We start from the raw sequence: 26,750 nt of genomic DNA on the forward strand, positions 1-26,750 counted from the left end.
TTAGGGGCACTTGTGCGATCAAGCTACTTGGCGGTTGAGCCTTCGTTCATGGAATGCCGGTTCATGAGTCCTACATCGATATGTGGAGTATGCTCTCGCAGAATGAATACACCCCTTGGCAGACCATGATTGGTCCGGCGTATGCCTGGGCTTACCTAGCCGATCAGACTGATAAAGCGAATTGAGCGTAACTGATTTCAGGAAACCACTGGGCGTTTGTAGTATTCTGCTTTTCCGTCGGAGATGTCGGCGACCCGTCCTACTAGGTCGAGGCGTTTCTCTGGCGACATGGCGGTGAAGGCCTTTGCCATTTCTATCTTCTCGCGGATCAGGGATGCGTTTTCCGCTCCGGTGATGAGGGTGCTTGTTGGCAGAGCCCATGCGAAGTGTAGCGCATCCATGATACTGATACGGGCAGGTATGGCGGGGTTTTCGGTTTGCCAGATCGCTCCGCGTTTGGGCATGGCTTTCATGCCGAAGAAGCGTCCATCGGCGAGAGTCTTCATCGCGAGCAGGGCGATGTCGCGCCTCTGAAGAACGGGTGTCACTTGTTCGACGAAACTGTGGTAGTTTGGATCCATTACATTGACGGGCATTTGGCAGGTGTCGAAGAGATCGAGGGCTTCAGATTTTTCCAGCATTCTGAGGTGGGCTTCTGGATTGCGGTGTCCGGTGAAGCCTAGGTAGCGGACTTTGCCTTCCTCTTTTGCTTTCAGCAGGACCTCAAGCAATCCGGCTTCGACGCGTTGATCTACGTTCTCAGGACTCTCCAAGCTGTGGATTTGCCAGAGGTCGAGATAGTCGGTCTTCATCCGGCTGAGAGACGCTTCGAGATGCTGGCGAGCTGTTTCCGCATCCTTGGAGTTTGTCTTCGTCATGAGGAAGACGTTATCGCGGAATTTTGGAGTGAGATACTTTCCGTAGCGGATTTCGCTTTCGCCCTTGCCGTAACCTTCCGCTGTATCGAAAAAACGGATTCCGCCTTCGATAGCTGACTCGATCGTCTCCTGAGCGTCCTTTTCGGTTGTCCAGCCGATGTGATAGCCGCCAACCCCGAGCATACTTACCTGTTCGCCGGTACGGCCGAGCCGACGAGTGGGAAGGGTGGGACCAAGAGAGTCGCTTGAAGATTTGTTAGAGTTTTGCTGAGCGCAGCCTCCGAATGCTGCCACAGTTGAACCAGCTGCAAGTGAGGTGAGGAAACTGCGTCTATTCATAATCCCATCATGATAGACGCTTCCGCTTTTCTCAAGTGCGACTCGTCTTCTGTGCACCCTATTAGGAGAGGTTTAAGGAGGATAAGTGGATCAGGTCGCTTATTTTTAAGGTACTCCTGCAGAGGATGGTTGATCAGTTGCTCTGAGCAGTGGTCCCTTTGCGTCCCCATTGGGGGATTGTATTGAACCACCGATAAAACCGATTGTTTTTTGTTTCGCTGTCGCCCGCGGGGCTCGGTAGCACCGAAAGAATGGGTAGAACGAGCCTCTTCCTAGCGAGCTAATCGGCGTCTATCAGTGCACGCCAGTGGTTTAGAGCTTTAGTTGGGCAGGACCTGAACGCGATCTACTTGTGCTGCATTGCGTATTGCAGTTTCTGGATCAATGCAGTGTTGCGAATCGGCGTGTCATTTACCCAGATGCTGAAGCTGTGAGGAGCGACTGTCGCTTTGAGCGAACCGTCGGTACGGATTCTTTGAACCTCATCGCTTTCAACGTTTCTCCAATCTCCTGTCTGTAGGAATTTGGATACTTCCATCTCTGCAGGCTCATCGCTTTTGTTGAGTAGCACGAGGGCGGTTTCTGTTTTCCCGTCTAGCTGGAGAACGCGATAAAAGGATGCCTGATCTTCACCGAGGTCTACATTGATCTGCAAACCACGTTGTAGGCTTTCCAGCTCTTGGCGGATGAAGGCAATGCGGGCCAGCTGCTTGTAAACAATGTGGTCCTTAGCTGTATTCACATTGTCTTGACCGAAATAGTTCCGATTTCCTTCGTGCTCGGCTAATCCTTTTTGGAAGGCCATTTCTCCTCCGTAATAGATGCATGGGATGCCTCTGGTGGTAAACAACCAGTTGTTCGCATCAACCAAACCTTCGTCAGTCGCATCGATGCGGATCATGTCGTGGTTTTCGTAGAAGGTTACTAGGTCATAGCTGTTATGGTAAGGCCCATGCGTAAGGTGCAGGTAGTCGCCCAGTTCCTCGTAGGTTTGATCGATCGCGTCCCCATTCTCGTCGCTGCTTTCCACTCCAAACACCTCGACCATCGCTTCGCGACAGGGGAAATCAAGAACGCTCACCGCACCGTTTTTGGGAAGCGTGTGCTGGGCGATGAAATTCGCATCGTAGACATAACTCTCCCCGAACATATAGAAGCCAGGGTGCGTGGTGCGGATCTTGTCCGTGAACTCCTTCCAGAAACTGTGTTTCACATGGCGAATCGTATCGATGCGGAAGGCATCAACGCCCTTGTCGATCCAGCTTTGGTAGGCATCTACGAAATACTTCATCACCGCTGGGTTCTCCTCGTTCACATTCGATAGCTGCAGGATGTCATCGAAGTTGTAGAAGAAGGCGTGCATTGGATTTTCAGGATCCAAGTCTTCAGGTCTCAGGTTTTGATGATCCGCAATGAGGTTCCAATCCGCGTCATACAGCTCGCCGAACTTCGGTTGATCCGCCGGCATATCGAAGGAAGGCGTACCGTGGTTGGCCACGATATCAAAAACCACTTTGAAGCCTTTCTCGTGCAAAGCATCTGCGTAGGCTTCGAAGTCGAGGTCTAGCTGAGGAGACACGTAGTGCTCATCCTCCACGAAGAAGTTGGTCATCCAATAGCCGTGGTAGCCTGTCTTGCCCTGGTCCTTGAATGCACCGCCATACTCGATGGGTTCACCACCTGTGAAATACTCGTCCGGATTGTCCATGATGGGGGTCGTCCAGATCGCAGTCATCCCCATGTCTTTGATGTAGTCCAGATTGTCGATGACCCCTTTAAAATCGCCCCCAAGGTAGCCGACATTCGCTTCCTCTCCGTTGGGCCCGATAAGTTTCCGATCCCAGGTCGGATACTCGCCGCCTTGATCTTCGTGATTGTTCGTCGGGTCCCCATCGACGAAGCGATCCAGCAAAAGGAAATAAATGGCCTCGGAAGCCCAAGGTTCCAGCGTTCCGTAGTAATCGGGAAGGGCGGCCTCATCGGCCTGCATCGTGGTGCATCCGATTGCGGCCAAAAGAGATAGGGTAGCGGTTCCTTGCAAACGATTCAGTGGGTATTTCATAGACGAGATTTACCCAGATCCTATCAAATCGCCACCGATTCGGGAAATCCGATTCGTGGCGACTTCTCTTACATCATCAGGACAAAACCTGTGGGAATGGGTGAAGAGCTTGAGAATGGATCGATTCTATTGGCTAGGGCGAGAGACGCTCCGGACCTTCTTAGTGCCTCTGCCCGTTTCGGGATCGAATTCTGAATTTTGCGTCCTTTTGCGGCTCTTCCTGATGTTTGCGCATGTTATTCGGTGGTTGAGTCCGTGTGGACAAGCCGAAATCCCAATCCGTTTCCTCCTCTGCCACCAGGGTATGCGGCAGATCGGAAACTCGACCGGCAATTAGCCGCGATAAACGACCAACTCCCGCCTTTGATTACTCGGGCGTTGCCGGATTCGGGACCTTTGTAATCGATCTTGTTGTCAATGTTGTAGTGTCCGTAGTAGTCGAAGCACCATTCCCAAACATTTCCATGAGTGTCGTAGAGGCCCCATGCGTTCGCTTCTTTTAGCCCGACGGCATGAGATCGTGTGCCGCTATTCCCTCCGTACCACCCAGCTCTGTCGAGGTTGGGGTCAATTGGTTTCGCGTCTGGATGCGTGATTGGTCCAGTATAAAAAGCTGTAGTTGTCCCAGCACGACAGGCGTATTCCCACTCGGCTTCGGTTGGGAGTCGGTATCCATTGGCATCCCAGTTTACGAAAACACTTTGGGAACCGTTTCGAAGTACGTTTTGCCAGCGGAGTTCGCTGGAATTATAGTATACGGGTACTTTACCCTCGATCTCGCTTCTGAGATTGCACCATTTGATTGCGCTCCACCAATCAATGGTGGTCACTGGGTGATCGTCTCCTTTCCCTGGCCAGGAGCCGCTCCATCCTTCTTGTAGATCATCGTAGTTGTGAAGTGATGCTCGCGATCGGACAGCCTTCCAGATGCCCCATGTAACTTCCGTCGTGCAAATTGAAAATGGTTTGGTGATCGTTGCTTCGTGTAGAGGCTCACTATATCCCTCTACCTGGTTGTCTGGAGCCCCCATGGTGAAGGTCCCGGCGGGCAGTTCGGAGAATTGATCCTTCAAGGAGAGTTGTTCGTAAGATAAAAGGCGAAGGAACGTCGCTTTCTCTTTGGGGTGAATTTGTACGCTAAGAGTTGTGTCGTCGTGTTCGTATGTGGAAGGGTCGACAATTTCCCAGTCCATTGAATTGACACTTATCTGAACGAAGGTGTGCTTTTTCTCTGGGATAGGTGAGAAGGATGTCTCTAGGTCGCCTCTCAGGTTGAACTTCGCAATGATAGGTGATGCGGGATCTGTGATTTCTACGTCACTACCGATGTAGTGGTATGTCGGATTCTCGTCGGTGCCTGAGTGAGCTGGCCAATGCAGAAAGCATGCCCCCGCAATAACCGTGAAAGGCGCTTTGTTTATTTGGAAGGAGTGCAGGAAGGACACGGAGAAATGGTAGACCAAGCGACTGTTAACCACAAGTTCCCGAAGCTCTTGATCTTGGTGTCCTGTAGAATTTTGAAGTACGAAATCGAGAATTAACGTGATTAAAAAGGATCTGACCCCTTTTGGTCCTTTCCTTCCCTTGCTTCGGCTAATCGACCTGTGGGGGGAGCTCGAAGTGGCCGGCGACGATACCGGGGACGGTTAAGTCTTCGTCTAGGTTCTCCCAGCGGAGGGCGTAGCCGTTTACTTGGATTTCGACGGCTTTGAGCTCTTCTTCGGACGCTGCCTTTAGGCGACTGAAGCGATTTGCTGGGAACCCGAAAATGCGACCGTCGACAAGCTCTAGAAAGATCGTCCTTCCTTCTGTCCACGCGCGGATAGCGGTGGGTTCGAACTCAACTTTGTTGGTCGCGGTGCTCATGGTACTTGGAAGTTAGCATGATTTGGTGTTCGAAGACAAGTCGCTCTATTTCATTGAGCTTGTTGGCGGGGATTCCTCGGTTGCTAGCGAGGCCGATGGGAGAGAGCCAGAACTTGCATTCTCCGTTGCTACTGCGGACGTGGATGTGAGGTGGTTCGTCGCCTTCGTTGGAGTAGAAGTGGAAGCGGTAGGGGCCGATGCGGAGGACGGTTGGCATGGGGCGAGGGGAGAGTTGGAGCGTGGATGATCTCGTGACGAGTACGAGCCTACAAGGGAAGAGCCCCGCTTCGAAGGAAGCGGGACTTTGTTGAATTGGTTGTGTGATGGCCGTCGGGGATCCGCCTTCGCGATAAGCTACGGCGAGGCAAGCTATGGCCGCGACCTTTTGCGAATCTAGTTTTCTGACATGATTCGAAGCTGGGTAGTCGCGTCAGGAAATAGAGCTTGAGTTTGTGTGTCTAATTGACGTACAAATATGTAGTGAAATCTGAAACGGAAAGATTGGCGACTCGGATCCGTCCTGAGGATAAGCAGTTGATTGAGAAAGCTGCGGCGCTTTCTGGGGTTTCGGTTTCGGCCTTTGTGAAGATGCGTCTGCGTGAGGCTGCTCTTGAAGTGATTGAGCAAGAAAACGTTATTCAGTTGAACGCTCAGGAATCGGTTCGGTTCGCTGAGGCATTGCTAGCTCCGCCGAGGGAGTTGCCTGCCGCTTTCAAGGATGGTTGGGAGCGTTACAAAGAGCAGGTTGAAGAGCGTTAGCGCGTGTTCGATTCGATATCCTTCATAAGGAGGAACATGCGAATAGAGCTTTCGTCTCCTTGGAGTTTTATGAAGCCGTAATTGGCGTAGTAGTTCGCGAGCGGTTCGTTCTTGGGATCGATGACTACTCCTGAGGAAGCGACTTCTAGAGAGGCTAAGTAAGCTCGGTTGAGTGCGCTGAACATCAAGTGTTCGCCTATACCCTCTGATTTGAATGAGAGATCTCTCGCGATGCGGCCAAGCAAGGTGGCGGGGACTTTGTCTCGGTTTGGGAGTTTTTTGGCGGTCTTCTCAGGTAGGTTGCTGAGGGAGATCGATGTGGCTGACAGGGTGTAGTATCCGCGAATCGTGGTGGGACTTTCTTTGGTTGTGAGGACGAAACATCTAGAGGTGTTGGCCTTCGATTCGCGGTTGGCCTGTTTGCGGATGAAGTCGTTCAGAGCTGGCTCTTCGCAGATGAAGGACTCCCGATCATGTATCTTGGGATCGAGAGGCTCTATGAGGTATCTGAAGGCGGGCATTGGGGATTCGTAAGAGATAGGATTTCGGTATGCTCGTGAAATGGATCTGTAGCGACAAGAGAAAAGCTCAGTCTTCAAGTAGGTCGGGAAGGGCAGAGCTGATCAGGTATAAATAGATTTGAATGTATCCGATAAATGGAGACTGAATGCTGGTTGAATGTTGATCTCCTTTCCTTCCTTCGTGTGGGGTTAAGATATGGAGTGGATCAAAGTTTAGCTCTGACCCGTTTCAAGCTTTCTGCAAAGGTATAGGAACGACCCCTTTTAGCCCCGCGTCGAAATATGGATGAGTCTTGAGGGGCAAGAGTGGAGTTGGTTTTGAAGCGAGGTAACAGCTCGCGTCGGCGTATTAAGAACGTTGGGAAAGAGGGGCTGTGTCAAAGATTGAGCTCTGGCCAAAATCTGGGTTCGTTGGTTTGGTGTCAGTTCGAGGGAGCTCTATTTGAACTTAGAACATTGACCCCTTTTAGCTCACGTCGCCTTTTTGTATCAAGCAGGCCATGACTGCGAAGGGCTCTTTCCCTTTCGCGAAATTGGATGTGCCATCGAGAGGATCGATGACCCAAACGGGCTTGTCAGTCTGGAGTGCTCTCAAGAGTCCCGCATTTTCGTGGACGCTCTCTTCTCCAATCACAACTGAGCCAGGTAGAATGCGAGGGAGTTGTTGTTGCAGGTAAGCTTCGCAAGCTCGATCTGCTGGAGTGACGACTTCGCCGGGTGATTTTTCATCGATCTCCTGTTCTTTGAGATTCCTCCAACGAGGAAGTATCTCCTTCTCGGATACATCCAAAAGAAGCTCTTCCATTCTTGAGTGATCGATATGCATTCTGAATTTCAGGTGTGTTTAGGTCGCTTCGGTGTTTACAACTTGAACGATCCAATGGGGCAGGGGCTGTTGTGCTGATTTGAATTCAGAACACTGCCCTCTTTTCTGGGGGCTCGCCCATTTTCTTCCTGGATACCAATACTTCCGACGCGATGGGGAATTGACCAAAACCTAAAATGCGTGATCATTCCTGATGTAGGCTGATCACTGCGTAGCGGGGGTTGGCCTCGCTTGTTTTAGGCGAAGGTGCCTTGGCGGGTTTCTTCGATGATCGTCCAGATGATGTCGACCCGGCCTTCTTGAATGATGTCGATTGGACTTTTGTTGCGTAAACCTGGATTGGGCTCTTTGAGCCAAGTGGCGATATTCTCGGGTTCCATGATCTCCGCTAGCCCTTGAACGAGCCTTACGGCTTCGACTATGCCTCGTTTGGCAGGGGCTGAGACCTTACCGGTCTTCTCGAATTTGATGACAGTCTCTCGAGAGTTGTTGCTGAGAGTGGCAAAGCCGCGCTGGTCCAAGCTGGTGCTCTTTCTGAGGGCTTTGAGCTTGGTGGCGTTGAGTTTTCGAGTGTCTAGGTCTGCGATCATGGCGAACTTCCCCTTTCTTTAGTTGGATCGACTGTAGCAGAGGAAAGTTCAAAGAAAAGTGGAAATTTCCACTTTCAGTTCCAATCGACGGGAGTTTGGACCTGAACGCAGTTGTCGCGAAGGAATTTGGATGGGAAGAGAACAAGGCAAACACCGTCCGGTTGGTCTGCTGACGAAGGGGCGATGATGCCTTCGTACCCTTGATTGTAGATAGCACGGCCGAGGCTCTGTGTGATGCTCTCTTGGTTTTCAAAGCGGTTTTCGTCTCTCCAATCGCACTCTGTGATTTTGGACTCGGAGATTCGTAGCCTCTGGCGGATTCTACCGTCGGTGAGATCTAGTAAGTGGAGTAGCTTGGCTTTGAGTCCGATGAGTACTCTGGGGAGCGACTCGTAGTCGGGGAGGCTGTGGTAACGCTTCTGTGCGAGAGCTTCTTGAAGGGCGGTTTCGGGTGTTGTTGCTGTGTAGAGGCAGGGAAAGCTACCTTTTAGGTGCCAGCGGCCACTAGCCTTCAGCCCACCTCTGCCGTTTCGGATACCCGTGACAGTGCTGTGGTTTGGGCTGACGAAGCGAAAAAGGCTACCGTTAAACTGAGAGCTGGAATGCTTGGGTAGGTTTTGGATACGCCTGCAGAAGGCGTCGAAATCTGGGTGGGGTTTTAGAGGCAAGAGGGGAGATTGTTCGTGAAGCTAAGTAACTAATAGCTTCGATGTATTTGTGGAAGTGATACAGGACTGGCTGATTAGAGAGCTATTGGGAGAATGGAAAGTGAGATTTTCTCAGTGATTTACAAATTCCATCAATGCCTGGGAATAGAGAAGCATTGGTTATGCCCATAAGTTCAAGATCTCTGTTGATTGTTAGTCTCTCCTGCTGAGGGATGTCTACAGTCGTGAGATATTTTCTTTGCTTCCTTTTTTCGAAGTAGCGAATAAACCATTCGATGTTGTGGATATTTGTGTATGAATGAACTGATTGTTGAGGGACATGGCGAGGGTTGTTTCTTGCCGGGAGTTCCTTAATACTAAGGTTTGGAGTTGGGTCTAGTATGCGGTTTGATTGAGTTGTATCCGCAGTCCAACTATCTGAATCAAATATGTATATCCTCGAGAAATCAGATTCTGGGGAAGGTGTGTCGAAGGCGAAGAAGGCTGCTATGTATGGAGACTTCGTCCAGTCGAGTAGTGGAGTCGGGTATCCGTGATGTTGAGCGAGACTTAAAAATGTCCCGAAATCATCTATGTTGCTTAAGTTGAATGTGCGGTCGGATACGGCGTTGATTTGATGCTCTAGTCTAGGGAGATCTTCTCTAACGTAACGTAAGTGGTTAAACCTGCATGATCTATGTAGTGAAGTTGAAAGATTCCAAGTGCTGTTGGTTTGGCCTCTGTACAATATGCCAGAGAGCTCAGCCGTATTTTCTTGTATGTACTTTTTGTAATCGAGCCATGTTAAGGTGTAGTCTGCGTTTGTAGCTTTGTTGGGCTCGATGAGTTCTAACGAAAATGGGCTAGTTGCATTGTGGCCGCTCCAGGTGCCGCTTAGTGTGTTCTCGCTTAGGCTGCCTACAATGGAAATAGAGGGATCGAACACTACATCTTCGTTTTGCTCATGATACGTTTCAGCTGGTACCAAATCACCATCTTCAATGTTGAATGCCAGAGTCTGGATCAAATCAGCAGAGACGTTTTTTCCGTTTAGGTTCACTTGGAATTCGAGCCGTGACGGTGGGATAGGGGCGTCTTGAACTATGGTCGCGATTCCTGTTGTAGGGCGATCAGGTTCTATACTAAGAAATGCGAAACCTGGACTCGTGCCATCAAAGGTTCCCAGCCATTGCCCGGATAGGGAGGTCGAGTTGTTATTCATTTATGCAAATTTTGGAGTTGGAGCAAAAACTACGTTTTTTGGACACGTAGGGCTCAAAAGCTGTTAAACTGACTTTCGAGTGGTTCGGTAACAGACGAACCCTAATTCTGTGATGGTTTATGGATGAATTCTGTTGGGGGTGCAATTAGTTGTTTCCCTTGTGAGTAGGTGATTAGGAAGTTCTACTTGTTACTATTCGTTGAACTGAACGGGCTTGTCTTTTGGATTTGAATACGAAAAAGCCCCACTTCGAAGGAAGCGGGGCTTTGTGGTAAAGGTTGTGTGAAGGCCATCGGGGACGATGGCCGCTACCTCATGTTATTGGCAGCTCTCACAGATCTCTGGCTCGGCTGGGCCGCCTTTGCCGGCTACGACGCCGCGGAGTTCCTTTTTGGCTCCAACTGTCGCTTTCTCGATGGTGGAGGCGCCGAGTGAGCGGAGGTAGTAGGTGGTCTTGAGGCCGTGGCGCCAGGCGGCGCGGTACATGTGACTGAGGGTCTTCATGTCTGGGCTGGCGATGAAGAGGTTCACGCTCTGGCTTTGATCAATCCACTTTTGGCGGCGGGCTGCTGCGAGCACGAGCCATGAGTAATCGATCGCGAAGGCGGTCTTGTACTTCTGTTTGAGGTCTTCAGGGATGTTGTCGATCTCTTCGAGCTCGCCGTCGAAGTACTTGAGGTTGTCGAGCATGTCCTTGCCCCAGAGGCCGCGGTCCTTGAGATCGCGAACGAGGTGCTGGTTGAGGATGATGAACTCGCCGGAGAGGTTGCTCTTCACGAAGAGGTTCTTGTAACCGGGCTCGATACATGGGCTTGTGCCGGTGATGTTCGAGATGGTGGCGGTCGGCGCGATGGCCATGACGTTGGAGTTGCGCATGCCGTGCTTGGCGATCTTCTCCCGGATAGGCGTCCAGTCCATCTTGCCGCCGCGTGGTACGTCGACTTCGGTGCCGCGTTCTTTCTCGAGCAGGTCGAGGGTGTCTTGCGGGAGGAGGCCGCGATCCCACTTGGAGCCTTTGTAGGTCTTGTAGGTGCCGCGCTCGGCTGCGAGGTCGGAGGAGGCTTCGATGGCGTAGTAGGCCACGGCTTCCATGATCTCGTCGTTGAACTCGACGGCTTCTTGGGAAGCGAATGGCGTGTTGCGCATGTAGAGGCAGTTTTGCAGTCCCATGATGCCGAGGCCGATTGGGCGGTGGCGCATGTTGGAGGTGCGGGCTGCTTCGGTTGGGTAGAAGTTGATGTCGATGACGTTGTCGAGGGCGCGGATAGCGGTCTGGACGGTGTCACGGAGCTTCTTGTGGTCGATGTTGCCGTCCTTGTCGATGTGCTGGTCGAGCACGACGGAGCCGAGGTTACAGACGGCGGTTTCGTCGTCGGAAGTGTTGAGAGTGATCTCGGTGCAGAGGTTGGAGGAATGGATGACTCCGACGTGATCCTGTGGGGAGCGCACGTTGCATGGGTCCTTGAAGGTGATCCATGGGTGGCCGGTTTCGAAGATCATAGAGAGCATGCGCTTCCAGACTTCGATGGCGGGAACTTCCTGGGACCAGATTTCGCCCTTGGCGGCTTTGGCTTCGTACTCGGTGTACTTCTTTTCGAACTCGGCGCCGTAGGTCTCGTGGAGATCAGGCACTTCGGAAGAGCGGAAGAAGGACCAGCTTTGGCGGGCTTCCATACGCTTCATGAAGAGGTCTGGAATCCAGTTGGCTGTATTCATGTCGTGGCAACGACGACGGTCGTCACCGGTGTTCTTACGAAGCTCGAGGAAGTCGTAGAGGTCGTTGTGCCAAGTTTCTAGATACGCGCAACCGGAGCCGCGACGCTTGCCGCCTTGGTTGACCGCGATGAGCTGGTCGTTGTGCAGCTTGAGGAATGGGATGATGCCTTGGGACTCGCCGTTGGTACCGCCGATGTAGGAGCCGGTGCCGCGGACTGCGGTCCAGGAACCGCCGAGGCCGCCTGCCCACTTGGAGAGGTATGCGTTGTCGGCGATGCCGCGCTGCATGATGCCTTCGATGGAGTCGCCAACGTAGTAGAGGTAGCAGCTGGAGAGCTGGCTGTGGCAAGTGCCGGAGTTGAAGAGGGTAGGAGTGGAGGAGCAGAAGCGGCGGGACTTGTAGAGCTTGTAGAGTGTCTTGGCCTTGTCGTTGCTGTCTTCTTCGGCGTGGAAGAGTCCCATAGATACACGCATCCAGAAGAACTGTGGGGTCTCGATGCGGCGGTGCTTCTTCTGAGTCTTGTCTACGATGAGGTAGCGATCGTAGAGGGTTTGAATGCCGAGGTAGTCGAACTCGAGGTCAGCGGATGGGTCGAGTGAACGAGCGAGCTTGTTGATGTCGTACTCTTTGAGCTTCGGGTTGAGGCGCCCGATCATGATACCATGGCGGACGTACTCCTTAAACTTCTTTTGGTGGAAGGTCTTGATGGCGCCGATGCCGTCGCGAACGATATCCCAGCCGAGGGTCTCCTCGTACATGTAGGAGAGCTTGATGCGGGCGGCGAACTTGGCGAAGTCGGCGTCTTGCTCGATGAGGGTACGAGCGTTGAGAGTGATGGTCTTCTCGAGGTCTGTTTCGGAGATTTCGTCGAAGACGGCGCGGCGGAGTTCGGTTTCGATCTCTTCTGCGTTGAGGCAGAGGTCGAGGCCGATGGAGGCGAACTCGATGCGCTTCTTGAGGTCGATGCCATCCCAGAAGTAAGTGGAGCCGTCGGTCTTCTTGACCACGACCATGGAGTCTTGCTCGGTGGCGTTGGCGAGCTGGAGGGCTTCTTGCTCGCGGAGCTGGCGGCGCTCGGCGCGGTAGAGAACGTAGTGAGCGGCGACCTTGTAGTGGCCTTGCTTCATGAGCTCTTCCTGAACCATGTCCTGCACTTCCTCGATTTCGACGAAGGCGTGGCCGGAATGCTGGATACGCTCAGTGATGGCTTCGGCAACTTGGACGGCGGGGTCGGAATTGATCTCGAGAGAGAGGAAGGCGCGGCGTACGGCGATCTCGATCTTCTCTTGCTTCCAAGGCACTACCTTGCGGTCGCGGCGGATGAGGCGAACGTTTTTGAGGCCGATGGTCTTGTTGTCGGCGAGCTTGCGCTGACGGTTGATGAGCATGGACTTGGCGACGTCGTAGGCGTTGTTGTCCACGAGGGTGTTCTCGATGAGATCGTAAAGTTCGCTCAGGCCGACGCGGGACTCAAGGGTCTCGGGCGATTTGGCTTCGAGCTTGTCGCAGACTTGGCGGGCGACGGAGCAGACCCACTCGCGGTTTTCGTCGTTGAAGACGTCAGTCTGGTTCTTGGAAAGAAGGACGTTGGCGAGGGCGTTGCCGATGGTGTCGACGATCTCCGAGAGGTTGAAGGTAGCTTCGCCTTCATGCGTAACGACGTTGATGGCAGCGCGCTTGGTATCGCTGTCTGCGAGGCCTGAATGCCAGTCAAAGCCGTGTGATTTCTCACGGGCGGCGGTTACGATGCGTTTGAGGGCGAGGTCTTCTTGGAGATTTGGATTAATCATGTTGTGGAGAAGGTTGTTTAGCCGTTAGGTGTTTAGGCTGTAGGCCGAGAGACTTAAAGCGGAGGGTATGGGGTGAGAGGTTGCGGGATTGGGACTGATGGCGACAATAGCCGCAGGCGAATAAGCCTATGGCTTAAAAGCCTACAGCCTATCCACCTGTGGTGAGGGACAAGCGACTAGAGATCGTCGTCGGACTCGATTTCGAGGGATGACGCCTTTTGGTACTCGGTGACTCGGCCTTCGAAGAAGTTTTGCTCCTTCTTGATGTCCATCATCTCGGCAAGCCATGGGAGTGGGTTGGTGATGCCGGGATTGAGGGGCTCTAGGCCGCAGCCTTCGAGGCGACGGTCTGCGATGTAGTCGATGTATTGGAGAAAGTCGCTCTTGACCAAGCCGATGGAATCGACGGGGAGGCAGTCGTTGATGAAGTTCTTCTCGAGCTCGATACCTTCGGCCATGGTCTGGCGGAGGTCGGCTTTGAACTCATCGGTCCACACGTCTGGATTTTCGGATACAAGATCCATGAAGAGGTTGCGGAGGAGTTCGATGTGGTTGGACTCGTCGCGCAGGGTGTAGCGGAACATCTCGCCGATACCCCGGAACTTGTTCTGGCGGTAGAGGGAGAGGATCATGCCGAACATGCCGTAGAACTGGGTACCTTCCATACACTGGCCGAAGAGGAAGACGTTCTTGGCGAACTTCTGCTTGTTCTCGGTGATGGTGAGGTCGATGTTGCGGCGCAGGGCGTGAGAGTGGCGGGTGACGAACTCGTTCTTGGCTACGATGGTCTCGATGTCCTCGAACATGGCCTCACACTCGTGCGGGTTGATGCCGAGAGAGGAGATCATGTAGAGAAGAGAGTCGGCGTGTACGTTCTCTTCGTGAGCGTGGCGGCCGAGTACGAGCTTGAGCTCAGGAGCGGTGACGAGCTCGCGGATCACGTGGAGGATGTTGTCGCCGACGATACCTTCTGCTGCGGAGAAGTAGCCAACGCCCATCATGATGATCCAGCGCTCGACTTCAGAGACTTGGCTCTCGTCCTTCCACTGCTCGATATCCTTGTTCATGATGATATCTTCCGGCTCCCAGTGGTTAGCCTTCATCGTCTTGTAGAGTTCGTAAGCCCAATTGTACTTAAGCGGGAGCAGATTGAAGGTCATGGTCTCGCGGCCATTGATGATCTGCTTAGCCTTGAAGGCTTCTTCTGCTTTAGTCTGGTCTAGGACGAAGGTACGGCTACCGACGGTGTAGGTCTTTTGCATGGGAATTAAATCGAGCTGTGTAGAGACAGTTTTGGCTTTGTTGTGAAGGAATTCGGGACATTTCCCGGGGAGAAGGGTGGGAAAGGGAACATGGCTCCCACGCCGCTGGCGAGCGGGAGTTATTCGGACTTATCCACTTCGTATTAACCACAAGATAGTGTGGTCTACCCCAGAAGGACCACAAGATATTGGGAGCAAATTCGACCCGTCAACGCGGATAATAATTTTTTTTGAGCTTGATTTACGCCTCGAAATTGTTGGCGCGAGGTCCCTTGGGGAATAAGGAATTCTAAATCAGGCACTTAGCGCTGGCGCTGGCTCGGCACCGCGGATTTGCGATTTTGTGACCTCTGGATTTAGCGTTTTTTTGACGACGCTTGTAGGAGAGTGTAAAACGCTTGAAGAGGTCAGATATTGGGGTGCGGTGGCTACTCCGAGGGGGCGTTTTTGGTGACCGAGCGGGGGTTGCGGGTGGGGCGGTGGTCGCGGCGAGGGGTGTCGACGTTGATCTCTTGCTTGGTGTTGGGGTTGAAGAGGGTGAGCTTGGGCTCGTCGAAGGTGCCGGTTACGGAGACTTCGAAGACGTTTGAGAAGATATCGAGCGGGAGATTGATGAGGGGAGTGATGAGGGGGACCTTGCTGTTGCGGAAGGGGAAGAGTTTGGCGGAGAGGTCGAGGGCGTCTGTCTCTATATTATAGGTACCTTCGGATTCGATGGCGGCGCCTCCGCCTTCCATCTTTGCGTCGGTGAGATTGACGGTGTCTAGGTTAACGGTGAAGGGGGAGGAGGCGTCTGAAAAGGATAGGGTTGTGAAGCGGAGCGGGGTGATTTCTAGGGCGGCGGAGAGGAGACCGAAGAGGCGGAAGGAGCCGAAGTCGGCCTCGGTGATTTTGAATTCGCCCTCGCCTTGGTACGAGAGGGAGTCGCCTAGGATGCCGTGCCCTTTGAAGCTGGCGTTTGCTTTGCCTCCGAAGGAGAGGAGGCGTTCGGTGTCCATCGCTTGCGCGGTTTCGGAGCCGTCGGCGGCGAAGTAGGTGTTGGTGGCGACGAGCGCTTCGCCGAAGCCGACGTCGTCTAGCTGGGCGTCGATTTCGACTGCGTCTCCGACGATGAAGGCGCTGGCTGTCATTTTTCCTCCGCCGAGATCGGATTCGGCGTAGGGGATGTCGATAACGTCGTCGTCGATGTGGATCTCGGTTGAGAGCGAATCGAGCGGATAGCCGTAGAAGGTGAAGGCGGTTTCCGATTCTATACCGAGGTCGATGTCGTTGATGAACTCGTCTTCGAAGAGCACAGAGGCGGAGCGGACCTCGAGAAGCGGGGGAAGATCGTAGCAGTAGGGGGCGAGGATGTTGCGAACGCCGTCGGCGATTTCCCAGAGGATTTTGGGGCCGTTTTGGACGTCGAGGGTGGAGATGGCTTCGATCCAGATTCCGGTGAGCTTGTCTTTCTCGTCGCGGACGTCGCGGTCCATGTAGAACTGGATTTCTCCGACGGCTTGCTGATCATCTGCGGCGTTGATCTCTAGGTCGTAGAGGTCGATGTAGTGGAATTTCGAGAACAGCTTGGTGCGGAGCTCGTCGACCAGCATGCCGCGAAGGTTGAAGTCTTGGACGTAGCCGGTGCCGGTGACGTGCACGGTGTCGGGGCGCTTGAAGGTGGCTTGGGAATCGAGGTAGGTGAGCATGCCTTCGTCGGGAAAGCTCATGCCGTCCCACATGGCGGCCCACCAGGGCTTGAACCAGCTGTTTACGCTTGTGGGGTCGAAGGAGCCTTCGATGAGGACGCGGCGCAGCATGGTCTCGAGATTGTATCCGACGGTGATGACGCCGGATTGTTGCCCGGCTTGGAGTCTGACTTCGTGCAGGTCGATTTGGGGGCCAGTGAGAGTTGCCGAGCAGGAGGCGTAGTCGATGGTGGTGCCGAGCAGAGTGGTCTCTCCGGTTTGAGCGATGGCGTTGATGCGGGAGGGCTTGAAGTCCGCGTCTAGGGTGCCGGTGGCGTGGATATCGATGGCGGAGTGGATTTGGGCTTGGGAATGGAGGTCTAGATTGGCGAATTTCTGGGCGAGCGGATTGAGGTTCTCGAGCAAGGGGGTGTCGAGGAGGGCGTGGAGGTCTAGGCTTGTTTGCTGGCTTTCGGTATCGTGCTCCAGCCGGGCGCTGATGGGGCTGGAAGGGAAAGCGAGTTGGATGTGGGCGGAGTGGGTCGTCTCTCCTGGGGTCGCGAGTGCTATGAGGGAGGGAATCTCTGTTCCTTGGTAGGAGATCTGGGCGGTGGAGGCTTGGATGTGGTCTGGTAGGAGGGATTTTGGAGGTGGTTCCGAATCCCATTGAGCGAAGAGCCGTAGGGATTTGGCGGATACTTCGTTGGGAAGGGATATGTGGTTGGCGAACAGCTTTGTTTCGAGGCTTTGGCCGAGGGCGTATTTCGCTTTGATGGAAAGCTCTTGGACTTCGATTTCGGGAGTGGCTTTCAGTCTTGTGGCGCCGAGGTCGAGGTAGGCGGTTTGCGTGCCGTCTTCGATGTCGAGATCAATGGTGCAAAACGGGGCGTCTAGGCGTTTGAGCTCTTCTTTTACCCGAGAGATCTGCGGCGCCAGTTTGAGGATGATTTGGGTGACGGTAGGCTTGGGGGCGTCGGGTTTAGGAGGTGGGAGTTGAAGCAGGTTTGCGTTGATACGTCCGGCTAGGGAGAGTTTGAGATCGTCGATGGCGCAGTTTGCGTAGCGTATATTCCAGCGTTCGGCCCGTTGGACGGCCTCAAGGTTGATGGAGCTGATGGCGGTGGTCGGCTCGCCGCTAGGGGTGAGCATGGCGGGGAGTACTATCCGACCGGAGGAGAGGCGTACTTCGTCGATGGCGACTTTTCGGAAAAGCAGGCGACTCAGCTTTAGTTTCGCGATCGCTATGTCTGCGGCTACGATGGTGGAGCCGAGTTCCGGCGAGTAGAACTCGGGACGTTCTACGATGATCCGTCCATTGGGCTGAAAACGGATGCCTTCCATGCGAAGGCTGATTCCTTTGGTTTGCAGCTGATCACGGAGCTCGCGTATTATGAAGTTGGGTACTGGAATGTCGTCGAGGGTAGCGACATATGCGGCGAAGAGAGTTGCAGCGGCAAGCATGAGCACAATCGCCGAGTAGCATCCGTGGAAGAGCGCCTTGCAGGTGGTGCAGACACTTTTCCAAGCGATGCGAAGGTGGCTCTTGCGAGGCTTGCTCATGCGGCCCTATTGGGTAGGGGCTTCGAGTTGCTCGGAGGTCGCGGGGGCGAGGCCCTCGGGGTTGGGGGTGCTTTTTTCGGGAAGCGGCTTCGAGCTGAATGGTTTCTCGGGGGCTTCTCTCTGGACCCGGTTGAAGGCGACTTGGGAAAAGGTATCGATGAAGTCGATACCGAACCGGAAGCTTTGGTCGGTTTCGACAATGCCTCCGTAGAGGAGGGGACCGCCGGTTGTCTCGGATATGAGTATTTCTATTTTTTGGGAAATAGCGTTTGCGGTGTCGTTTGAGTCTAGGGTTGCCGTTAGTCGGTAGGCCCATGGCTGACGACGTCCGGCGATTCGAACGGTGCGTGTGAAGCCGTTGTTTCTAAAACTGTCGATTCTGAGTTGGGAGACTTGGGCTGCTAGTTGCGCGGCGATGGTGGGTGTTTCGGCGTCTGGCTCTATGGCTTCGTCGACGAGAAGGGTCTCGTCGGAGAGTCGTTCAATGGTTAGGTGAGAGATTCGGGTGGTTTCGGGGAGGGAGATGATGTTTCGGTCTTTGTAGCGGAGCGGGTTGTTGGTGATGTTAGAGAATATGTCGTTGTAGACCGAATACACGAAGTCCTTATCTGCGATCTTGATGAAGCTTTCCTGACGGCTGTCGGGAGTCCTGTCGCCTATGTGCAGGACTTCGGTCTTAAGCTCTTCGAGTGGCTTGTCTTCGTCGAAGGCTTTGTTCGAGGTGATGGTGATGGAGTACTCGGGGACTTCGAGTCCGTAGGATTCTAGATCTGGCGCGGAGGGGGCGTCGTTTACGAAGCCGGTGTCGGGAACGGCTTTGAGTTCGTCCAGCCACTTGAGCATTTCGCTGATTGATTCGGTGTCGCCGGCGAGGGTTTGGAGTCCTTGCTCTTGGTTGCGCACGACGAGTTCCCAGGTGCCGTCCTCGAGCTTTTGGAGGGTGAGCGGTTCTTGGTCGCGGCGTTCGATGGTAGCGGTAGTGGCAGCGGTGACATCGAGCTCGAAGATGCGTCGTTCGCGGAGTTTGGTTTGGGCGTTGGCTAGGAGATCGAGGAAGTCGATGCGAAGTTGGAAGACGGCGGGGCGGCTTTCGCGTTTGGCGTAGCGGAATTGGGACTCTTCGGCGATGATCTCCCCGATTTCGAGAACTTCGCGGCTTTGGTCCGCTTCGATGGCGATTCGGTAGAGTGGGTTTTGCAGGCCGTAGGGGGAGAGGTCGCTAGGGTTGGAGGCGACGATGGAATCTGCTTCGAGGCTGAGGCATCGGTTGAGGAGGACGTTTACGGCTTCGGAGTCGGCTCGCGCTCGTATGGGTGTTTCGAATACCCAGTTGTCGCCATTGCGGGCGAACCAGGCGCGAAGGTTTCGGTCGTCTTCGCGAACTTGGATATTCCATGACATGGCTTCGAATACTGCGATATCGAAGAGGCGGGAGGAGCGTAGGTTGTCGAGGTCGACGGAGATGGCGTCGAGCAGGGAGCGGTTGACGACGTGGACGTGGCTTTGATCGGTGGAGAGGAGGTAGAGGTTGTTTCCGATTTCGGTTGGTTTGCCGATATGGAGGGTGGATTTCCGCTCGCCGCGACCGATCATGAGAGCGAGGCGGGAGGGCTTGAGTCCGTAGTCGGCGAGGGATACGCCTGAGTTTGAAACGACGTTGGTTTCGAAGCTGGAGATGCGTTCGAGGAAGCGGAGTTCGGTGAGGATGCGTTGTACGGCGAATTCGTTGGCGGGCCAGAGATAGGGCTCTTTGAGCATCCAGCGGTTGTCTTCGAACTGGAGGGTGATGTTTTGGCCTGTCGCGTTATTTTGGATACTGAGGTAGTCGATGCCGACCGCTAGGCTGCCGAGGACGCTGGATCGTTGGTCTGGGTAGTCGTCGATATCGGTACGGTTATCTATATAGAAGATATAGGTGAGCAAGCCGAGTAGAATGGCGAGCAGGGTGAGTGTGATTTTTAGGCGCATGCTAAAGTGGGTTCCGGGTATCGGATTCTAGGTTCCGGGGGGGAGCTAGTTTCTTCGGGAAAGGTAGACGAGTAGGCCGAGGAAGCCGATGACAGCGGGAGGGGCGAACCAGATGAGATAGCGGGCGAGGTGGAGTTGCTCGATCGAGAGGTCGAGCTTTACTTTCTTAATCGGTCGCGGGGGGATGTTGAGTCGGGTGTAGCGGTCGACCGAGTAGTTGATGGCGTTTAGAATCAGGTAGAGGTTTCCTGAGTCTTGTATTCGTTGGTTGGATATGAAGTTGGAGGTGCCGAACACGGTGAGCTTTCCGCCTGGCAGGGAGATGCCGAGCGAGGAGTCGACTTGGCGTTCGGAAATGGCTCCGATCTTTATGGGACCTGCGAGGTCGATCGCGGAGTTGTAGGTTGGGAAGAGGTTTTCTTGATATTGGCGCTCGCCCCAGCTTTGGGAGGAGGTGGCTAGGAGCTCTTGCACGATGAGGGAGTCGTCGATGGGCCTGCCTGGATCTTCGCGGACGGAGGACGCTCGGTCTGTGATCACGGGAATGCCTTGTTGGTAAAGCGGCTCGGAGACGGGGTGTTGGGCGAAGTTGCGGATTATGAGGTCGCCTCCTTCTATGACGTAGTTGGGGTCGCGTTCGACGACGAGGACGTCGTCGGCGAGCACGCCCCATTCGTAGAAGAGGTCTTCGAGTCCGTGTTCTCTTCCTGGCTCGAGCAGGATGATGACGCGGCCGGCTCGTTTGTTGAGGTAGGTCTCTAGGAGAAGTCGCTCTTGTGGGAGGAAGCGTGTTTTGGGGGCGGCGACTACGATGAGGGAGGTGTCTTCGGGGACTTCTTCCGCGGTGCTTAGGTCGAGGGTTCGGGTGGTGAAGCTGCGGGATTTGAGTTCGTTGAAGAGGGTGGAGGCTCCGGTGGAGGCGGTGACGTCGTTGGCGGAGAATTCGCCGTGCCCGGTGGTGAAGTAGAGTATGGGTTCGGAGGTTTCGACGACTTCGAGTATGGAGCGGGTGAATACGTTTTCACCGAGGAATTCGCGTATTTCAGAGTCTTGGATTTTGTAGAGCTCGTTGATTTTGACCTGGCTTTGGCGCTCGCCTGATTTGAAGACGATGACGTTTGGGGAGTCGATTCCGAGGGCTCGTGCTCTGGAGGTTTGGGAGTAGATGTTTAGGTATTCGACGGTGACGCGGTTTTTGCCTTGGTCGCGGGTGGCGTACTCGTATTCGCGAAGCAGGAGTTTAACGTCTTTGAGGATGTCGGATAGGCCGGGCTCGTCTGTGTTGTCCGAGATGGTGACGATGGCTTCGATCGGCTGCTGGAGCTGGGCGAGGTAGGCGCGTGTCTCTGGGGAGAGGGAGTAGATATTCCCTTCCGTGAGGTCATGGCGCTGGTAGGTCCTCATGCCGATGTAGTTGACCGCGATGAGTATCGAGAAAACGAGTACGATCTGGAGGAGCGCTTGGAAGCGGTCTGTAAATCGGTTTGGCTGGTGGTCGTGGGACAAGGAAAATTGGGTCCTGGGTGCTTGGTGCTAGGTTCTGGGACTAGGCAGTTAATCATGAGGTGCCGTCGCGGTATTCGATGGCTAGGATGCTGAGGAAAAGGAAGGTAAGGGAGGCGCTCAGGTAGAGCACGATGGCTCGGGTATCGATGATTCCGGTGGAGAAGTCTCCCATGTGCTGAAGGGCGTCGGTGTGATCTGCGAGCTGGCGGAGCCAGTGGGCTTTTTCGGCGGCGAGCACGGAGAGGTCTTCGATGTTGCTTCCGATGACGATGAATCCGAAGACGAGGGTGAAACCGAGGATTCCGGCCACGAGCTGGCTTTTGGTGAGGGAGCTGGCGAAGATGCCGAGTGAGAGGAAAAGGGTGCCGCTGAGGAAGATGTAGGCATAGCCTCCAATGAGTGGATACGGATCGATAATCGTATCTGCCTGGGCGTAGGTGAAAAAGATGATGTGGAAGGAGGCGGTGACGAGCCAGAGCGAGCAATAGTAGAGGTAGCTGGCGGAAAATTTGGCTAGGACGATTTCGGTAATGGTGACCGGTGTGGTGAGCAGGGTCTCGATGGTGCCTGAGCGGCGCTCTTCGGCTACGGATCTCATGGTGAGGAGGGGAACCATGAAAAAGACGGGGATGAAGAACATGCGGAAAAAGAGCACGCTGGGGGTCTCGTCCTGAGGGTCTGAGGTGTAGAGGCGCAGCATCCACTGGAAGAGAAAGCCCATGACGAGGAGAAAGAGGAAGCCGGCGATGTAGGTGCTGGGGCTGATGAGCAGGCGCCAGATCTCGTTGCGAAGAAGCGTTGTGAAGTGTCTCAAGACTTGGTTCCGGGTTCCGGGTTTTGGGTAACGGGTTCTTTTTCGTCCTCTTGTGGGGCTGGTTGAGGAGCTGCTAGTTCCTCGTCTACCGTTTCCCAGGAGCGGCGGGTGGCGGCTAGGAATACGTCTTCGAGCGGGGCCATTTTGCTGCGGAGGGAGCGGGGGCGGAGGTCGGGGTTTTCGGCGAGGGCTTGGAAGAGCTCTTCGCGGTAGTCGTGCTTGCCTTTGATTTGGATCTCGACGGTGGCGAAGCCGTCGGCGTCGCGCTCGGAGGTGCGCTCGACTTTGAGCTCGGGGGCGACGGAGGCGAGGGCTGCTTCGAGTTCCTTGGCTGGACCGTGGACTTCGACTTCGTAGGTGGTGTGGTCGATGAAGGTGTCGCGGAGCTCTGCGGGTGAGCCTTGGCCGACGATTTTGCCGTGGTTGATGATGACGATCTGGTCGCAGGTCATCTCGATCTCGGGCAGGATGTGGGATGAGATGATGACGGTCATGCGTCCGCGCAGGGAGGCGATGAGGTCGCGGATGAGAATGACTTGATGGGGATCGAGGCCGATGGTCGGCTCGTCCATGATGATGACTTCGGGATTGGCGAGGATGGCGTCGGCGATGCCGACGCGTTGGCGGAAGCCTTTGGAGAGTTTGCCGATGATCCGGTCTTGGGCGCGGAGGAGGTCGCAGCGCTCTAGGGCGGTGTCGATGGCGCGTCGGCGTTGGGAGAAGGGGATCTCTTTTATCTTGGCCCGGTACTTGAGGTATTCGCGGACGCGCAGCTCGAGGGGGAGAGGGTTGTTTTCCGGCATGTAGCCGATGCGGCGCTTGATGAAGTGGGGATCGGCTGTGACGGGGACGCCGCAGATCTTGGCGGTTCCGGAGGAGGCGCGGTTGTATCCGGTGAGGATGCGCATGGTGGTGGATTTGCCGGCGCCGTTGGGGCCGAGAAAGCCGACGATTTGCCCTTTTTCTACTTTGAAGCTGATGCCGTCTACGGCGTTGATTTTGCCGAAGCGTTTGTGGAGCTTCTCGACTTCGATGGTATGCGGTTTGGAGTCCAATTCGGTGGGCTGGTTCGTGGTGTTCCGAAGTGGGACATTGAAAGACTGGCTTCTATCCGGTCGCAATAGGTTTTTTGGGTTTTGTAAATGGGTGTTGGGTATTGGGTTCCGGCGTTTGGTGGTTGGCGAGGGAGAGAGGTTGATGCGGCTCCGGCGGAGCGGCGCCCTCCGGGGTGGGAGATGGAGGATTAGGAGGATGATTATGATTAGGAGGAGGATTGGGTGGATGGGATTAGGAGGATGATTATGATTAGGAGTAAGATTGGGTGGATGGGATTATGGTGTTGTTTGATGGAGGGAGGCGGCTAGGGTCGGCGGTGATATGGAAAGCCCCATCGTGATGTCTTTAATTGGCCCGGATCGTCCGGGTCTGGTGGAATTGATCGCTTCGACCGTGAAAGCGGCGGGCGGTAATTGGCTGGAGAGCCGGATGTGCAACCTGGGGGGGCAGTTCGCGGGGATCTTGCGGGTGAGTCCTAGCGAGGGGCGCCGAGAGGAGTTGTTGGCGGCGGTGGCGTCGTTGCAGGACAAGGGCATCAGTCTGGTGGTGAAGGATGCGGAAGAGGATTCGGACGGGGGTTGCCATGAGGTGGCGACGATCGAGATCGTGGGTCATGATCGTCCCGGGATCGTGAGCCAGATTTCGAATGCGTTTGCTCAGCGTTCGGTGAATGTGGAGGAGCTGAACACGGAGTGCCGCAGCGCGCCGATGTCTGGGGAAGCGCTTTTCGAGGCGAGGGCTAGGGTCTGCATCCCATCGGACTGTGACGTATCTGACCTACGGAGCGATTTAGAGCTTATAGCGGCGGACTTGATGGTCGATGTAAGCTTCGAATCGGACTAATTTTTCGAAATATCTAGCTATGAAGGGATCTGGACGTTTGAGAGCTGTAAGGGCTGCTTTTTTGAGTTTGGCACTGGCGTTTGCTGGCTTGGGCTTCTCGCAGGGGCAGCCGGACTGGGCGTTTGAGATCCTGGAGAGCAAGAAGGCGATGTTCGAGGCGGACCAGTTGCACGCGAAGGAGGGCGACTGGTTGCTGACCTTTCGCATGCGCGTGAAGTCGCTCAAGATGGTCCCGCCGATCTCGAAGATCGAGTTCGAGGGGAAAATCGTTTCCGAGGAGGAGGACGTGGAGGATGAGATCGTGTGGACGAAGAGTCACACGATTCGCCGCAAGGATTTCGAGGCGGCCTATGGTGGCGGGCGCAGCCAGTTTGTGCGGGTGTTTTTGAGAGACGTGCCTGCGGAGGTGACGCTGGTGGAGATGAGCTATCTCAAGGAAGAGGATTCCGAGGAGGAGTAGCGGGTCGGCTCCGGCGTTGAGGGGCAGCGCTTTGCGTGAATAAAAGTGTAGGCGCTGCGGATTTAGCGGTGTTAGGCCATTGGGACCTTGCGTGTCCCTGAGATTGTAATGTTTGTTGGCGGGGCGTGTGCGTTTCCCGTCGCATTTGCCTGACCTTATCGCTGAACCTGTCCTAAATGGAGCTCCATTCCCTAGATCTGTCGTTGATCGTTCTGTACCTGTGTACGGTGCTGGTCTTCGGCTATTTTAATCGGCGGAAGGCGGGGCAGAGTTTGGAGTCGTATTTTTTGGGTGGCCGCAAGGTGCCGTGGTATCTGATCACGATGTCGAATGCGTCGTCGATGTTCGATATCGCGGGGACGATGTGGCTGGTGTCGGTGGTGTTTATCTATGGGGCGAAGGGGGCTTGGCTGCCGTGGCTTTGGCCCACGTTTAACCAGGTGTTTCTGATGGTGTATCTATCGGAGTGGGTGCGGCGTTCCGGGGCGTTGACGGGGGGAGATTGGATGACGACTCGCTTCAGCAACAAGACGGGGCTGGAGATGTCGCGTCTGGTGGTGGTGGTTTTCGCTTTGCTGAGCGTGGTGAGCTTTTCGGCCTATGCGTTCAAGGGCTTGGCTGGGTTCGCGTCGATTTTTCTGCCGACGATCTTGGAGCCGACGACGTACGCGGCGGGCTTGATCCTGATTTCGTTGTTGTATGCTTCGATGGGGGGGATCCGGAGCGTGATTTTCACGGATATCATCCAGTTTACCCTGCTGTGCGCTTTGTCGGTGGTGATTGGATACTACGCGATGACTTTGATTTCCGCTGAGGATATCCAGGCTGTGACTCCGAATGGCTGGTCGAGTTTGTGGTTTGGGCGGGAGCTGGATTTGGATTGGGATCCTTTGTTGCCGCAGTTGAACGACATCATCGAGCTTCAGGGGTATGAGCTCTTCTTTCCTTTCTTCATGATGATGATGTTGAAGGGGGTGTTGGTGAGTTTGGCAGGGCCGGCTCCTAATTTCGACATGCAGCGTTTGCTGGCGACTCGGAATCCGCGGGAGGCGGCGTTGATGAGCGGGTTCGTTTCGCTGGCTTTGTTTCCTCGTTGGATTTTGGTGACTGGGATCGTGGCGTTGGGGCTGGTCTTTTATTCGTCGGACCTTCGTTTGCAGGATCCCGCTTTCGACTACGAGCTGGTGCTGCCGCACGTGATCCGGGAGTTTGTGCCGATCGGGTTGAAGGGGCTTATTATCGTGGGCTTTTTGGCGGCTTTCATGTCGACCTTCGATTCGACGATCAATGCGGGGGCGGCTTACCTGGTGAACGATGTGTACAAGCGCTACCTGCGTCCGCATCAGGACGAGCGGGTGTATGTGAAGTTTAGCTACTTGGCGTCCTTTTTGGTGGTGGGTATCGGGGTGGCGTTGAGTCTCTTTATGGAGAGCATCAACGATATCATGGGCTGGATCGTGGGTGGTCTTTGGGGTGGATACGCGGCGCCTAACATTTTGAAGTGGCACTGGTGGCGTTTGAATGGTGTGGGCTATTTTTGCGGTATGATGAGCGGGATTGTGAGCTCTTTCGTTATCCCTGAGCTCTTTCCTCAGTTTTCCTACATCCAGCTGTTTCCTGCTATTTTCTTCCTGTCCTTGCTGGGGACTTTGGGCGGGAGCTTGCTATCGCGTCCGGAGGATATGGATACGCTTGGCGCGTTTTACCGGAAGGTTCGGCCGTGGGGGCATTGGGGGCCGGTGGTTCGTTTTCTGCAGGATAGCGACGAGTCGATTGTGACGAATCGGGATTGGCCGCGTCATTTGTTCAACATCGTGGTGGGCGTCACCTGGCATTTCATGCTGGTGGTGGTGCCTTTGTTTTTGGTGGTGCAGGAGTTTAAGCCGATGTGGATCTGCGCGGGAATCTGGTTCCTTTGCAGCTTTATCCTGAAAAGGACGTGGTTCGACCGTCTGGAGCGTGCTGAATAGTCTGGGCGGGTGGGAGCTCGTGCGGAAATTTGAGTTTGTTTGCCAAATGGATGAAGGGGCGGACTCGGCTGCGGGGTTTGGCTCAGTGCCTCGAGAAATGGGTCGCTTTTTTGGCCTGCTTCAACGGCCCGTCCCTCTCTTTATGTTAGCCAGGTTTCGGTGGGGTTTCCTGCCGATCGTGAGTCATCACTAGATGTAATGTAGTTTGTTCGAATCTGTCTGGCGGTGGAGAGTGGCGGGCCGGAGGGGCCCGATTTTTTTACAGGGGTGATGACCTGGCGGCCAAGCGAACGCTTTCGAGCGGGAGCTTGGCCGTTTCATTGTCTTTTAGGACCTAGCCGTGTGGGGAGGGGCTTGGAAGTGTCGTCTCACCATGATCGAGCAAGGATAAGAACATCCATCGCCGGGTGATGTGGGGTCGAAATTC

The 26,750-nt window shown here is 54.6% G+C and carries 22 protein-coding genes; 5 read left to right on the top strand and 17 right to left on the bottom strand.

Going from position 1 to position 26,750, the window contains the following annotated elements; all coding sequences use genetic code 11:
- Window positions 1-53: 53 nt before the first annotated feature.
- Window positions 54-185 (top strand): hypothetical protein, encoded by a 132-nt coding sequence (locus JIN87_RS28620; RefSeq protein ID WP_267909412.1) that lies wholly within the window; start codon window positions 54-56, stop codon window positions 183-185.
- Window positions 186-197: 12 nt separating this feature from the next.
- Here the strand turns inward: JIN87_RS28620 and JIN87_RS17980 are convergent, their stop codons facing one another.
- From JIN87_RS17980 to JIN87_RS18000, 5 genes are all read right to left on the bottom strand, one after another.
- Complete coding sequence (locus JIN87_RS17980) at window positions 198-1,217, bottom strand: aldo/keto reductase (RefSeq protein WP_200356989.1); 1,020 nt, start codon at window positions 1,215-1,217, stop codon at window positions 198-200.
- Window positions 1,218-1,563: 346 nt separating this feature from the next.
- Window positions 1,564-3,279: an alpha-amylase family glycosyl hydrolase gene (locus JIN87_RS17985; protein ID WP_200356990.1), complete on the bottom strand. Its 1,716-nt coding sequence runs from the start codon at window positions 3,277-3,279 to the stop codon at window positions 1,564-1,566.
- A gap of 236 nt (window positions 3,280-3,515) precedes the next feature.
- Window positions 3,516-4,757 carry a formylglycine-generating enzyme family protein gene (locus JIN87_RS28330; protein WP_200356991.1) on the bottom strand — a complete coding sequence of 414 codons (1,242 nt, stop codon included), beginning with the start codon at window positions 4,755-4,757 and terminating at the stop codon, window positions 3,516-3,518.
- 115 nt (window positions 4,758-4,872) lie between these two features.
- On the bottom strand, window positions 4,873-5,145 hold the full coding sequence (locus JIN87_RS17995; protein WP_200356992.1) for a DUF2442 domain-containing protein: 273 nt from the start codon (window positions 5,143-5,145) through the stop codon (window positions 4,873-4,875).
- On the bottom strand, window positions 5,120-5,362 hold the full coding sequence (locus tag JIN87_RS18000; protein WP_200356993.1) for a DUF4160 domain-containing protein: 243 nt from the start codon (window positions 5,360-5,362) through the stop codon (window positions 5,120-5,122). The genes JIN87_RS17995 and JIN87_RS18000 overlap by 26 nt, the downstream gene beginning before the upstream one ends.
- Before the next feature lie 263 nt (window positions 5,363-5,625).
- Here JIN87_RS18000 and JIN87_RS18005 point away from each other — a divergent pair, with 263 nt between their 5' ends.
- Window positions 5,626-5,904: a type II toxin-antitoxin system TacA family antitoxin gene (locus JIN87_RS18005; RefSeq protein WP_200356994.1), complete on the top strand. Its 279-nt coding sequence runs from the start codon at window positions 5,626-5,628 to the stop codon at window positions 5,902-5,904.
- On the opposite strand, the gene JIN87_RS18010 is transcribed toward JIN87_RS18005, so the two are convergent.
- From JIN87_RS18010 to JIN87_RS18065, 12 genes are all read right to left on the bottom strand, one after another.
- The gene (locus JIN87_RS18010; RefSeq protein ID WP_200356995.1) at window positions 5,901-6,425 is read right to left on the bottom strand and encodes a hypothetical protein; all 525 of its coding nucleotides are present in this window, start codon (window positions 6,423-6,425) and stop codon (window positions 5,901-5,903) included. The genes JIN87_RS18005 and JIN87_RS18010 overlap by 4 nt on opposite strands.
- 466 nt (window positions 6,426-6,891) lie before the next feature.
- Window positions 6,892-7,251: an inositol monophosphatase family protein gene (locus JIN87_RS18015; protein WP_200356996.1), complete on the bottom strand. Its 360-nt coding sequence runs from the start codon at window positions 7,249-7,251 to the stop codon at window positions 6,892-6,894.
- A 236-nt stretch (window positions 7,252-7,487) separates the two neighbouring features.
- A complete protein-coding gene (locus JIN87_RS18020; protein WP_200356997.1) occupies window positions 7,488-7,841 on the bottom strand; it encodes an antitoxin Xre/MbcA/ParS toxin-binding domain-containing protein in 354 nt (117 codons plus the stop codon).
- A 74-nt stretch (window positions 7,842-7,915) separates the two neighbouring features.
- Window positions 7,916-8,509: an RES family NAD+ phosphorylase gene (locus tag JIN87_RS18025; protein ID WP_200356998.1), complete on the bottom strand. Its 594-nt coding sequence runs from the start codon at window positions 8,507-8,509 to the stop codon at window positions 7,916-7,918.
- An 82-nt stretch (window positions 8,510-8,591) separates the two neighbouring features.
- Window positions 8,592-9,710, bottom strand: coding sequence for an FRG domain-containing protein (locus JIN87_RS18030; RefSeq protein WP_200356999.1), 1,119 nt, complete (start codon window positions 9,708-9,710; stop codon window positions 8,592-8,594).
- 318 nt (window positions 9,711-10,028) lie between these two features.
- A complete protein-coding gene (locus tag JIN87_RS18035; protein WP_200357000.1) occupies window positions 10,029-13,217 on the bottom strand; it encodes a ribonucleoside-diphosphate reductase subunit alpha in 3,189 nt (1,062 codons plus the stop codon).
- A gap of 176 nt (window positions 13,218-13,393) precedes the next feature.
- The gene (locus tag JIN87_RS18040; RefSeq protein ID WP_200357001.1) at window positions 13,394-14,479 is read right to left on the bottom strand and encodes a ribonucleotide-diphosphate reductase subunit beta; all 1,086 of its coding nucleotides are present in this window, start codon (window positions 14,477-14,479) and stop codon (window positions 13,394-13,396) included.
- Between the two features lie 428 nt (window positions 14,480-14,907).
- Window positions 14,908-17,706 carry an AsmA family protein gene (locus JIN87_RS18045; RefSeq protein WP_200357002.1) on the bottom strand — a complete coding sequence of 933 codons (2,799 nt, stop codon included), beginning with the start codon at window positions 17,704-17,706 and terminating at the stop codon, window positions 14,908-14,910.
- A 6-nt stretch (window positions 17,707-17,712) separates the two neighbouring features.
- Window positions 17,713-19,674, bottom strand: coding sequence for a DUF4340 domain-containing protein (locus JIN87_RS18050; RefSeq protein WP_200357003.1), 1,962 nt, complete (start codon window positions 19,672-19,674; stop codon window positions 17,713-17,715).
- Window positions 19,675-19,719: 45 nt separating this feature from the next.
- Window positions 19,720-21,180 carry a GldG family protein gene (locus JIN87_RS18055; RefSeq protein ID WP_200357004.1) on the bottom strand — a complete coding sequence of 487 codons (1,461 nt, stop codon included), beginning with the start codon at window positions 21,178-21,180 and terminating at the stop codon, window positions 19,720-19,722.
- Window positions 21,181-21,232: 52 nt separating this feature from the next.
- Window positions 21,233-21,994, bottom strand: a complete 762-nt coding sequence (locus JIN87_RS18060; RefSeq protein WP_200357005.1) for an ABC transporter permease — start codon at window positions 21,992-21,994, stop codon at window positions 21,233-21,235.
- Window positions 21,991-23,049 (bottom strand): ABC transporter ATP-binding protein, encoded by a 1,059-nt coding sequence (locus JIN87_RS18065; protein ID WP_200357006.1) that lies wholly within the window; start codon window positions 23,047-23,049, stop codon window positions 21,991-21,993. Before JIN87_RS18065 ends, JIN87_RS18060 begins: the two co-directional genes overlap by 4 nt.
- 322 nt (window positions 23,050-23,371) lie before the next feature.
- Between JIN87_RS18065 and JIN87_RS18070 the strand changes: the two genes are divergently transcribed.
- The 3 genes from JIN87_RS18070 (at window position 23,372) to JIN87_RS18080 (ending at window position 26,323) form a co-directional block, all read left to right on the top strand.
- Window positions 23,372-23,893: a glycine cleavage system transcriptional repressor gene (locus JIN87_RS18070; protein ID WP_200357007.1), complete on the top strand. Its 522-nt coding sequence runs from the start codon at window positions 23,372-23,374 to the stop codon at window positions 23,891-23,893.
- Window positions 23,894-23,912: 19 nt separating this feature from the next.
- Complete coding sequence (locus JIN87_RS18075) at window positions 23,913-24,353, top strand: hypothetical protein (RefSeq protein ID WP_200357008.1); 441 nt, start codon at window positions 23,913-23,915, stop codon at window positions 24,351-24,353.
- A 176-nt stretch (window positions 24,354-24,529) separates the two neighbouring features.
- Window positions 24,530-26,323, top strand: a complete 1,794-nt coding sequence (locus JIN87_RS18080; protein WP_200357009.1) for a sodium:solute symporter family protein — start codon at window positions 24,530-24,532, stop codon at window positions 26,321-26,323.
- The last annotated feature ends 427 nt before the right edge of the window (window positions 26,324-26,750 follow it).

It is taken from the genome of Pelagicoccus mobilis, from assembly GCF_016595505.1.
GTDB classification, from domain to species: Bacteria; Verrucomicrobiota; Verrucomicrobiia; order Opitutales; family Opitutaceae; genus Pelagicoccus; species Pelagicoccus mobilis.

Excerpts from the sequence above, each read along its gene's own strand:
- JIN87_RS28620 (WP_267909412.1), top strand. The coding sequence starts at position 54 with ATGCCGGTTCATGAGTCCTACATCGATATGTGGAGTATGCTCTCGCAG.
- JIN87_RS17980 (WP_200356989.1), bottom strand. The coding sequence starts at position 1,217 with ATGAATAGACGCAGTTTCCTCACCTCACTTGCAGCTGGTTCAACTGTG.
- JIN87_RS17985 (WP_200356990.1), bottom strand. The coding sequence starts at position 3,279 with ATGAAATACCCACTGAATCGTTTGCAAGGAACCGCTACCCTATCTCTT.
- JIN87_RS17995 (WP_200356992.1), bottom strand. The coding sequence starts at position 5,145 with ATGAGCACCGCGACCAACAAAGTTGAGTTCGAACCCACCGCTATCCGC.
- JIN87_RS18000 (WP_200356993.1), bottom strand. The coding sequence starts at position 5,362 with ATGCCAACCGTCCTCCGCATCGGCCCCTACCGCTTCCACTTCTACTCC.
- JIN87_RS18010 (WP_200356995.1), bottom strand. The coding sequence starts at position 6,425 with ATGCCCGCCTTCAGATACCTCATAGAGCCTCTCGATCCCAAGATACAT.
- JIN87_RS18015 (WP_200356996.1), bottom strand. The coding sequence starts at position 7,251 with ATGCATATCGATCACTCAAGAATGGAAGAGCTTCTTTTGGATGTATCC.
- JIN87_RS18020 (WP_200356997.1), bottom strand. The coding sequence starts at position 7,841 with ATGATCGCAGACCTAGACACTCGAAAACTCAACGCCACCAAGCTCAAA.
- JIN87_RS18030 (WP_200356999.1), bottom strand. The coding sequence starts at position 9,710 with ATGAATAACAACTCGACCTCCCTATCCGGGCAATGGCTGGGAACCTTT.
- JIN87_RS18035 (WP_200357000.1), bottom strand. The coding sequence starts at position 13,217 with ATGATTAATCCAAATCTCCAAGAAGACCTCGCCCTCAAACGCATCGTA.
- JIN87_RS18040 (WP_200357001.1), bottom strand. The coding sequence starts at position 14,479 with ATGCAAAAGACCTACACCGTCGGTAGCCGTACCTTCGTCCTAGACCAG.
- JIN87_RS18045 (WP_200357002.1), bottom strand. The coding sequence starts at position 17,706 with ATGAGCAAGCCTCGCAAGAGCCACCTTCGCATCGCTTGGAAAAGTGTC.
- JIN87_RS18050 (WP_200357003.1), bottom strand. The coding sequence starts at position 19,674 with ATGCGCCTAAAAATCACACTCACCCTGCTCGCCATTCTACTCGGCTTG.
- JIN87_RS18070 (WP_200357007.1), top strand. The coding sequence starts at position 23,372 with ATGGAAAGCCCCATCGTGATGTCTTTAATTGGCCCGGATCGTCCGGGT.
- JIN87_RS18075 (WP_200357008.1), top strand. The coding sequence starts at position 23,913 with ATGAAGGGATCTGGACGTTTGAGAGCTGTAAGGGCTGCTTTTTTGAGT.
- JIN87_RS18080 (WP_200357009.1), top strand. The coding sequence starts at position 24,530 with ATGGAGCTCCATTCCCTAGATCTGTCGTTGATCGTTCTGTACCTGTGT.